The following is a 7,392-nucleotide window of genomic DNA, read 5'->3' on the forward strand; positions in this document are numbered from 1 at the left end:
CTGTGGGCATGCTACTTCGTCGCCGCAACCGGCATGGGCTTTGTGTTCCCGGCGTTTTCGGCACTGGCGGCCAATGCCATGCAGGCTTCCGAACAAGGCGCCACCGCCGGCTCCATAGGCGCTGCCCAGGGCATGGGCGCGGTGATCGGGCCACTGGCCGGCACCCTGGTGTATGCCCTCGATCCGCGCTTGCCATTCCTGGCCGTGGCCGCGCTGTTGCTGCTGGTCGGGCTGTGGCCGATGCCGCGCAACCAGGCTGCCTGACAAGCGCAGCGCGCAAGCGTGCAGAGTGTGTTTTAATGCGCCTCGCTCATTATTCTTTACACCTCTGATTACAAGGCGGCTATGGACACGGGGACGCGACTCAAACTGGTGCGTGAACGCAACAACCTCTCCCAACGGGAACTGGCCCGCCGCAGCGGGCTGACCAATTCGACGATCTCGCAGATCGAGCAGAATCGCGTCAGCCCTTCGGTCAGCTCCCTGAAAAAGCTGCTCGAAGGCATTCCCATGAGCCTGGCGGAGTTCTTCAGCTTCGATGAGCCCGTGCGTGAAGAGCGTTTCGTGTTCCGCGGTGGCGAACAGCCAGACCTGGGCCGCAACGGCCTGCGCATGTTGCTGGTTGGCGCCAGTGTCGAAGGCCGGCAGATGCGCATGCTGCGCGAACTGTATGCACCCGGTGCCGACTCGGGCGAGCCGATCGTGCATGCCGAGGGCGAGGAATGCGGCCTGGTGACCCGGGGTACTGTCGAGCTGTGGGTCGATGGCCAGGTCAGCGTGCTCAGCTCGGGCGATGGCTACTACATCCCCACTACCCTGCCGCACAGCTTCAAGAACATTGGCCCGGACGAGGCCGAAATCATCAGCGCCAACACCCCGGCGAACTTCTGACCTTGACCCGCACGGGCTCGTTGAACACCCGGGCTGTGTACCAGTGCCTGCGCGATGCCGCCCTGGGCGTGCATCACCTTGAGGTTGGTGCTCGCCGCGAGGGCGGCCTGGTCGATGTCGTCATCCACGCTTGGCAACTCACCCTGGCCCTGGATGCAGAGGGCCTGGCGCAGTGCGTTCACTGCCTGGCCGCCGACGGCGAGCAGGCCGACCTCGGCGACTGGCACCGCTATGGCAGCAACCCGGTCGACCTGCTAAGCCTGTGGGAGCGCACTCAGCTGGAGAGGCTGCTGGCGCCCTGAGCCAACGCTTGCTCGACAAAGTCCAGACGGTCCTGGCCGAAGAACATCTCGTCGCCAACAAAGCAGGTTGGCGCGCCGAACACCCCGCGTGCCACTGCTGCCTCGGTGGCCTGCCTGAGTGCAACCTTCACTTCATCATCCGCAGCCAGCGCATGAAATACCTGCGGGTCGAAGCCGCCCTGAACAAGCGTTTCGTCCAGCACGCCGATGTCGCTCAAATTGCGGCACTGCGCAAACAGCCCATTGAACAGCACGGCGAGCAGCGCCTCGAGGCGCTCCGGGGAACGCATCTGGGTGCCCATCACCCCGCGCATCAGGGTCAAGGTGTTGACCGGGAATCCTGGCGGCAATCCGTAAGCCACCCCATAACGCGCAGCAAAGCGCGACAGGTCGATGAACATGTAGCGCCCCTTGGCCGGTATCAGAGCCGGAGAGGCATTGCCGGTGGCCTGGAACACGCCGCCCAACAGCATCGGCCGGTAGTGCAACGTGGCACCTTGGCGGGCACACAGGCCGGGCAGCTGGGTCCAGGCCAGGTAACTGGCCGGGCTGCCCAGGTCAAAATGGAAATCGACAGTCTTGTGCATGGTTACGGTCCTTGCTGGGTGAAAAGGGGCTTACCAGCGCTCGATCCAGGGGCGCAGGTCCAGCTCGAAGGTCCAGGCGTCGCGCGGCTGGGCATGCAGGAACCAGTAGCTGTCGGCGATGTGCGCCGGGTCGAGGATGCCATCCTGGTCCTTGAGGGCGTAGCGCTCAGGGAAACTGTCACGGATGAAAGCAGTGTCGATGGCCCCGTCCACGACCACGTGCGCAACATGAATGTTCCGCGGCCCCAGTTCGCGCGCCATGCTCTGCGCCAGAGCGCGCAAGGCGTGCTTGGCACCGGCGAACGCGGCAAACCCTGCTGCACCACGGGTGCCTGCGGTGGCACCCGTGAACAGAAGCGTCCCGCGCTCGCGCTGGACCATGCGCCGGGCAACGGCCTGAGCGGTGAGGAAGCCGGCAAAGCAGGCCATTTCCCAGATCTTGAAATATTTACGCGGGGTTTCGTCGAGAATGCTGCAAGGCACATTGGCGCCGATATTGAATACAAACGCCTCGATCGGGCCGATGTCACGCTCGATGGTTTCGACCAGGCTCGCCACATCTTCTTCGTTGCGCGCATCAGAGCCAAAGGCGTGGGCCTGGCCGCCAGCGGCGCGAATTTCCTCCACCAGCGGCTGCAGCTTGTCCGCCTGGCGCCGTGTCACGCAGGCGATGTAGCCCTCACGGGCAAAGCGCTTGGCGATCTCGCCCCCGGTAGCATCACCCGCACCGATCACCAGCACTACTTTTTGTTGTTCTGCCATGCTCACCCCCATTGGTGAATGATCGTTTAGTAAACGAACGCTATGTTAAGATTGCCTTCATCGTCAAGCCCGCCTGCCGAGGCATATGAATGCGCTACTCCAACCAACACAAGCAGCAGACCCGCGAACGCCTCCTGGCCAGCAGCGGCGCGCTGGCCAAACGCGGGGGTTTTTCCAGCACCGGCGTAGCCGGGTTGATGAAGGCCATTGGCCTGACCGGCGGCGCCTTTTACAACCACTTCCCCTCCAAGGACGACCTGTTCACTGAGGTGGTCAGGCAGGAGCTGTGCAACAGCCCGCTGGCACGCCTGGCCACCCAGGGCGCCAGCCGTGAACGTCTGGGCCGTTGCCTGCAGCAGTACCTGAGCCTGGCCCACCTGCACAACGCCGAAGGTGGCTGCCCACTGCCGCCGCTGGGGGTGGAGATCGCGCGGGCCGAAGTACCCATGCGCGAAGTGGCCGAGCACTGGTTGGTGCAGCTGCACCAGGCCTGGAGCGCAACGCTGGAGGATGAACAACTGGCCTGGGTGTTGATCAGCCAGTGCGTCGGCGCCTTGCTGATCGGGCGCATGCTGGCGAGCGAAAACGTGCAATCGCAGGTACTGGACGCCAGCCGCGCATATGTCGAAAAGGCCCTGCATGAAGTGGATTAGTGTCGTGCTTGGCGCGCTGATGGCGTTACCCGCACTGGCCGAACAAACCTGTCCGCCAGGGCAGTACCAGGTGTGCCTGATGGGCTGTTTTTGTGCCCCGATCGATCCTGGGCAGGCCGGGCAGGTGCTCAAGGATGTCGAAGCCATGGCCTCGTCCAGCCTCACCTTTGCCTTGCGCCAGGCCCGCGATGAAGCGACGGCCAGCGGCGTGCAGCCGATCCCGTTGCATATACGGGCACAGCTCGAACCCTGGTATGACTTTGCGGTGCTCGACGCGGTGCGTTATCGGGTCGGTGACGAACAGCAGATGAGTGCAGCCAATGTGATGTTGCAAAACCCCGACGTGAATGCCGTGACGTTGATCGACACGATCATCTTCCGCCGCGGCAGCGATGCCGAGGACAATGTGGCCTTATGGGCGCACGAGCTCAAGCATGTGCAGCAGTATCAGGCGCTGGGCGTGGACGAGTTCGCCCGGCGCTACACGCGCAACTACGACGAGCTTGAAGCGCCGGCCTATAAAGTCGAGGCCGAGGTGGCGAAGGCGCTGCGCGAGCGCGGCTCAGGGCAGGCCAGATAAGAATGGGCTGCTGCGGCAGCCCTCCCCCCGTCAGGACCGCGCCGACATCTGTTCCGCCCCCTCCTCCCGGCTGGCATACCGCTGCGCCAGTACCGCACAAACCATCAGCTGAATCTGGTGGAACAGCATCAACGGCAGGATCATGGCACCAATGCCACTGCCCACGAACAGCACCTGGGCCATCGGCACACCAGTCGCCAGGCTTTTCTTCGAGCCGGCAAACAGGATGGTAATGCGGTCCTCCAGATCAAAGCCCAGCGCCTTGCCCAGCAGGCGGGTGCCGAACAACACCACCGCCAGCAGGATCCCGCACACGGCAAACAACCCGGCGAGGTGCTGTGGCGATACGGTGTGCCACAGCCCGGTGACCACCGCCTCGCTGAACGCGGTGTAAACCACCAGCAGGATCGACCCTTGGTCGACCACCTTGAGCCAGCGGGCATTGCGCTTGACCCAGGCGCCAATCCAGCGCCGCGCAATCTGCCCGGCCACGAATGGCACCAGCAGCTGCAAGGTGATCTTCAGCACCGCATCCAGACCGGAGCCGGTATCACCGCTGGCGCCCAGCAGCATCACCACCAGCAACGGCGTCAGGAAAATGCCCAGCAAACTGGACGCCGCAGCACTGCAGATGGCCGCCGGCACGTTACCGCGGGCCAGCGAGGTGAAAGCGATGGCTGACTGCACGGTGGCCGGCAAGGCACACAGGTAGAGCACGCCCAGGTAAAGCTCGTTGCCCACCAGCGGCACGAATAGCGGCTTGAAAGCCAGGCCCAGCAGCGGGAACATGACGAAGGTGCAGGAGAACACCAGCAGGTGCAGGCGCCAGTGCCCGGCACCGGCAATGATCGCCTCGCGCGACAGCTTGGCGCCATGCAGGAAGAACAGCAGGCCGATGGCCAGGTTGGTCAGCCAGCCGAAGTACACCGCGCCGTCGCCCGAGCACGGCAGCACCGTGGCAATCAGCACCACCCCGAGCAAGGCCAGGGTGAAATTGTCGAATAACATGCGCAAATACTTCATCACTGCTTCCGTCTTGTCATTGTGCAAGGGCAGACGATAAGGTTTTCGGCTTTGCGCCGCTAACGCCGGAACCCCCACCGGTATCGCTCAACGGACACGTTCCCGTAAAGGACCCGCCCATGCCCCCTCCTCGCCTGGCCGCACTTGCCGCTGCCATCACCCTCACCCTCGGCCAAGCCACTGCCCGGGCCGACGACCAGTTGCAGGCCAAGGTCGACCAGGTCATCCGCCCGCTGATGCAAGCGCAGGGCATCACCGGCATGGCCGTGGCTATCTACGCCCGCGACCATGCGCATTACTTCAGCTATGGCGTGGCCAGCAAGGCCGACAACGTGCCAGTCAGCCGGGACACGCTGTTCGAGATCGGCTCGCTGAGCAAGACCTACACCGCCACCCTTGCCGCGCTGGCCAGTGCCGAGGGCAAGCTGGACCTCGCTGCCCCGGCCAAGCGTTATCACCCGGCACTGGCCGGGGCGCCCATCGGTGATGCCAGCGTGCTGGACCTGGGCGCCTACAGTGCCGACTGCCTGCCCCTGCAATTCCCGGATGCCGTGCAGACGCCACAGCAGGTGGTCGACTTCTTCCGTCACTGGCAGCCCCGTGCCCAGCCCGGCACCCGGCGCTGCTATTCCAACCCCAGCCTGGGTTTGTTTGGCGACCTTGCTGCCCGCGCGCAGCACCAGGGGTTTTCCACCCTGATGAGCGAAGGCCTGCTGGCGAAAATGGGCCTGGAAAGCACCTACCTGGATGTCCCGGCCAGCGCCGAGGGGCTGTATGCCCAAGGCTATGACGCCGCCGACAAACCCGTACGCGTGGGCCCCGGCCCCTACGCCGATGAGGCTTACGGGATCAAGACCAGCGCCAGCGACCTGCTGCGCTACGTGCGCCTGCACATGCAGCCTGAGGGCCTGCCCCCAGCGCTGGCAAAAGCCACCGCCATCACCCAGCAAGGCTACTTCCAGGTGGGGCCGATGACTCAAGGCCTGGGCTGGGAGCGCTACCCCTACCCCGTCACCCTGTCTACCCTCGAAGCGGGCAACAGCGTCCAGATGATTCGCGAACCGCAGGCCACCACGCGGCTGCAACCAGCCCTGCCCGTGCTGCCTGCCGCCTGGTACAACAAGACTGGCGCCACTAACGGTTTCGGTGCCTACGCCGCGTTTGTGCCATCCGAGCAGTTGGCAATCGTATTGCTGGCCAATCGAAATTACCCCAACGAAGCCCGGATACGCGCAGCGTTCGAAATACTCACAGGGCTGTAGTGCGGGGGCGATTGTCGGACAAATCGACAGAAATGTAGTGCCAGAAAATATTCACTACAAAATGGTTGACGCCGTTCATCGCGCTTGGGCATGATGAAGCCGTCTCCCTGATCGGGAGCGATGGCAAGGGTGTTCCAGACGGCTTGCGCGGTAACGCAGGCCGTCCGTGGAGAGGGAATCTGTCCAAAAGGCAGCGTGAGAAAGCCCCTGTTGCGATGCTGCTGTAGCAGCCTTGGTAGTGCGCTACATCGTGTTGGCGCCAACTGTGAAAATCACCTAAGAATGGGTAATGGGGGCTTTATGATGAACTTGAACGACAAACCGACGATCGACCAATTGGCCCAACTGTTCGCTGGACGCAAGGACAGCCTTGACGACCACCTGCTGTGGGTCAGCCAAACCGGTGAAGTGCGCCTCGACCGCCTGCCACCGAACACCGTCGAAGCTGAATTCGAAGAGCACCTGCCCAGCATGCGTGCACGCTTCAAGGTCTACCGCCGTGGGATGGGCTACGTCGGCAAGAAGGCAGCCGCCGACACCGAGTTCGTTGGCCGCGTGCTGCAGACCCTGCAACAGGAATGGCCCGCCGCCCGTGAGCAGCAGGCAGTCAAGGTGATCGAACCGCTCAACTGAGGGCTCTCACCTTTATCGAAGCCCGGCCGCACAGGCCGGGCTTTTTCATGCCCGGCGCCGGTGGCGGCGCGGCTCTGGCAAGGGCAAGGCGCCCGTTGCCATCGCCCGGGCGCGATCGACGCCCCATACCATGGCGCGGGTCATCGTCTCGCCTGGCCGTGCAGGGTAGTACTCTTCCAGCAACGCTCGCCCATCCCCGCCATACAACCCGAGGAACAACTGGGTGGCCCCCAGGCGCGAAAGCCGTACCTGCACGTCCAGCGTGGTGCCGTCGCTGAGTACTTCGTCGTGGCTGCGGCTATGCAGCTGGGCGTCGGCCCACTGCCAATAGGTATCTTCCCTGACTCGCATGAGCATTCAATCCTCCGTCGCTGCAATGCCACGCCAGCAAACCACAGCCTTGGCCGTTCGGCGAGCGCTACCCGGCAATACCATGAGGCGGATCAACGAACCGCAACAAAAACCCCGCCATCGGGCGGGGTTGGGCTGGGGCGGGGTCACTTCTTCAACGGCACCCGCGGCATGAAGCGGCCTTTTTTGCTGCGCTGCAGGTGTGCAGGCTGGAGCTGTTCGGAATCATCCAGCGTCATGTGGGCGAACCCCAGGCGAAATGCCGCCTGGCCGCAACGCACTTGGCTGTTGATCGGGAACGCGTCGTTCAGGTCTTCGAAAAAGGATTCGCTCATGCCCTGTGTCCCT

12 protein-coding genes are annotated in these 7,392 nt (G+C 63.7%); 7 read left to right on the top strand and 5 right to left on the bottom strand.

Going from position 1 to position 7,392, the window contains the following annotated elements:
• The 3 genes from HP546_RS22910 to HP546_RS22920 form a co-directional block, all read left to right on the top strand.
• Nucleotides 1-264, top strand: a 264-nt coding sequence (locus tag HP546_RS22910; RefSeq protein WP_372242453.1) for an MFS transporter, incomplete at its 5' end; no start/stop codon positions are given.
• Between the two features lie 81 nt (nt 265-345).
• Nucleotides 346-891 (top strand): cupin domain-containing protein, encoded by a 546-nt coding sequence (locus tag HP546_RS22915; protein WP_016500000.1) that lies wholly within the window; start codon nt 346-348, stop codon nt 889-891.
• A 2-nt stretch (nt 892-893) separates the two neighbouring features.
• Nucleotides 894-1,193 carry a hypothetical protein gene (locus tag HP546_RS22920; protein WP_175586204.1) on the top strand — a complete coding sequence of 100 codons (300 nt, stop codon included), beginning with the start codon at nt 894-896 and terminating at the stop codon, nt 1,191-1,193.
• Here the strand turns inward: HP546_RS22920 and HP546_RS22925 are convergent.
• Together HP546_RS22925 and HP546_RS22930 are read right to left on the bottom strand one after the other, a co-directional pair.
• On the bottom strand, nt 1,166-1,780 hold the full coding sequence (locus HP546_RS22925) for a 2-hydroxychromene-2-carboxylate isomerase (RefSeq protein WP_172229850.1): 615 nt from the start codon (nt 1,778-1,780) through the stop codon (nt 1,166-1,168). The genes HP546_RS22920 and HP546_RS22925 overlap by 28 nt on opposite strands.
• A gap of 30 nt (nt 1,781-1,810) precedes the next feature.
• Entirely contained in the window at nt 1,811-2,542 is a 732-nt protein-coding gene (locus HP546_RS22930) for an SDR family oxidoreductase (protein ID WP_172229853.1), read from the bottom strand.
• 89 nt (nt 2,543-2,631) lie between these two features.
• On the opposite strand from HP546_RS22930, the gene HP546_RS22935 reads away from it, so the two are divergent.
• Both HP546_RS22935 and HP546_RS22940 read left to right on the top strand, forming a co-directional pair.
• Complete coding sequence (locus HP546_RS22935; protein ID WP_172229856.1) at nt 2,632-3,195, top strand: TetR/AcrR family transcriptional regulator; 564 nt, start codon at nt 2,632-2,634, stop codon at nt 3,193-3,195.
• Nucleotides 3,182-3,775 (top strand): DUF4157 domain-containing protein, encoded by a 594-nt coding sequence (locus tag HP546_RS22940; RefSeq protein WP_172229859.1) that lies wholly within the window; start codon nt 3,182-3,184, stop codon nt 3,773-3,775. Before HP546_RS22935 ends, HP546_RS22940 begins: the two co-directional genes overlap by 14 nt.
• 30 nt (nt 3,776-3,805) lie before the next feature.
• Here the strand turns inward: HP546_RS22940 and HP546_RS22945 are convergent, their stop codons facing one another.
• On the bottom strand, nt 3,806-4,798 hold the full coding sequence (locus tag HP546_RS22945; protein WP_172229862.1) for a bile acid:sodium symporter family protein: 993 nt from the start codon (nt 4,796-4,798) through the stop codon (nt 3,806-3,808).
• Nucleotides 4,799-4,917: 119 nt separating this feature from the next.
• On the opposite strand from HP546_RS22945, the gene ampC reads away from it, so the two are divergent.
• Both ampC and HP546_RS22955 read left to right on the top strand, forming a co-directional pair.
• Nucleotides 4,918-6,060: a class C beta-lactamase gene (gene ampC, locus HP546_RS22950; protein ID WP_172229864.1), complete on the top strand. Its 1,143-nt coding sequence runs from the start codon at nt 4,918-4,920 to the stop codon at nt 6,058-6,060.
• Nucleotides 6,061-6,360: 300 nt separating this feature from the next.
• Entirely contained in the window at nt 6,361-6,693 is a 333-nt protein-coding gene (locus tag HP546_RS22955; RefSeq protein WP_172229867.1) for a hypothetical protein, read from the top strand.
• A gap of 45 nt (nt 6,694-6,738) precedes the next feature.
• Here the strand turns inward: HP546_RS22955 and HP546_RS22960 are convergent, their stop codons facing one another.
• Nucleotides 6,739-7,050, bottom strand: a complete 312-nt coding sequence (locus HP546_RS22960; RefSeq protein WP_172229870.1) for a hypothetical protein — start codon at nt 7,048-7,050, stop codon at nt 6,739-6,741.
• 140 nt (nt 7,051-7,190) lie between these two features.
• Nucleotides 7,191-7,379 (bottom strand): hypothetical protein, encoded by a 189-nt coding sequence (locus HP546_RS22965; RefSeq protein WP_003253897.1) that lies wholly within the window; start codon nt 7,377-7,379, stop codon nt 7,191-7,193.
• Nucleotides 7,380-7,392: the final 13 nt, after the last annotated feature.

Origin of the sequence: Pseudomonas sp. CM25, assembly GCF_013179705.1 — a bacterium.
Lineage (GTDB): Bacteria > Pseudomonadota > Gammaproteobacteria > Pseudomonadales > Pseudomonadaceae > Aquipseudomonas.

Bases quoted from the DNA above. Each gene is read 5' to 3' on its own strand.
- HP546_RS22915 (WP_016500000.1), top strand. From the start codon at position 346: ATGGACACGGGGACGCGACTCAAACTGGTGCGTGAACGCAACAACCTC.
- HP546_RS22925 (WP_172229850.1), bottom strand. From the start codon at position 1,780: ATGCACAAGACTGTCGATTTCCATTTTGACCTGGGCAGCCCGGCCAGT.
- HP546_RS22930 (WP_172229853.1), bottom strand. From the start codon at position 2,542: ATGGCAGAACAACAAAAAGTAGTGCTGGTGATCGGTGCGGGTGATGCT.
- HP546_RS22935 (WP_172229856.1), top strand. From the start codon at position 2,632: ATGCGCTACTCCAACCAACACAAGCAGCAGACCCGCGAACGCCTCCTG.
- HP546_RS22940 (WP_172229859.1), top strand. From the start codon at position 3,182: ATGAAGTGGATTAGTGTCGTGCTTGGCGCGCTGATGGCGTTACCCGCA.
- HP546_RS22945 (WP_172229862.1), bottom strand. From the start codon at position 4,798: ATGAAGTATTTGCGCATGTTATTCGACAATTTCACCCTGGCCTTGCTC.
- ampC (WP_172229864.1), top strand. From the start codon at position 4,918: ATGCCCCCTCCTCGCCTGGCCGCACTTGCCGCTGCCATCACCCTCACC.
- HP546_RS22955 (WP_172229867.1), top strand. From the start codon at position 6,361: ATGATGAACTTGAACGACAAACCGACGATCGACCAATTGGCCCAACTG.
- HP546_RS22960 (WP_172229870.1), bottom strand. From the start codon at position 7,050: ATGCTCATGCGAGTCAGGGAAGATACCTATTGGCAGTGGGCCGACGCC.
- HP546_RS22965 (WP_003253897.1), bottom strand. From the start codon at position 7,379: ATGAGCGAATCCTTTTTCGAAGACCTGAACGACGCGTTCCCGATCAAC.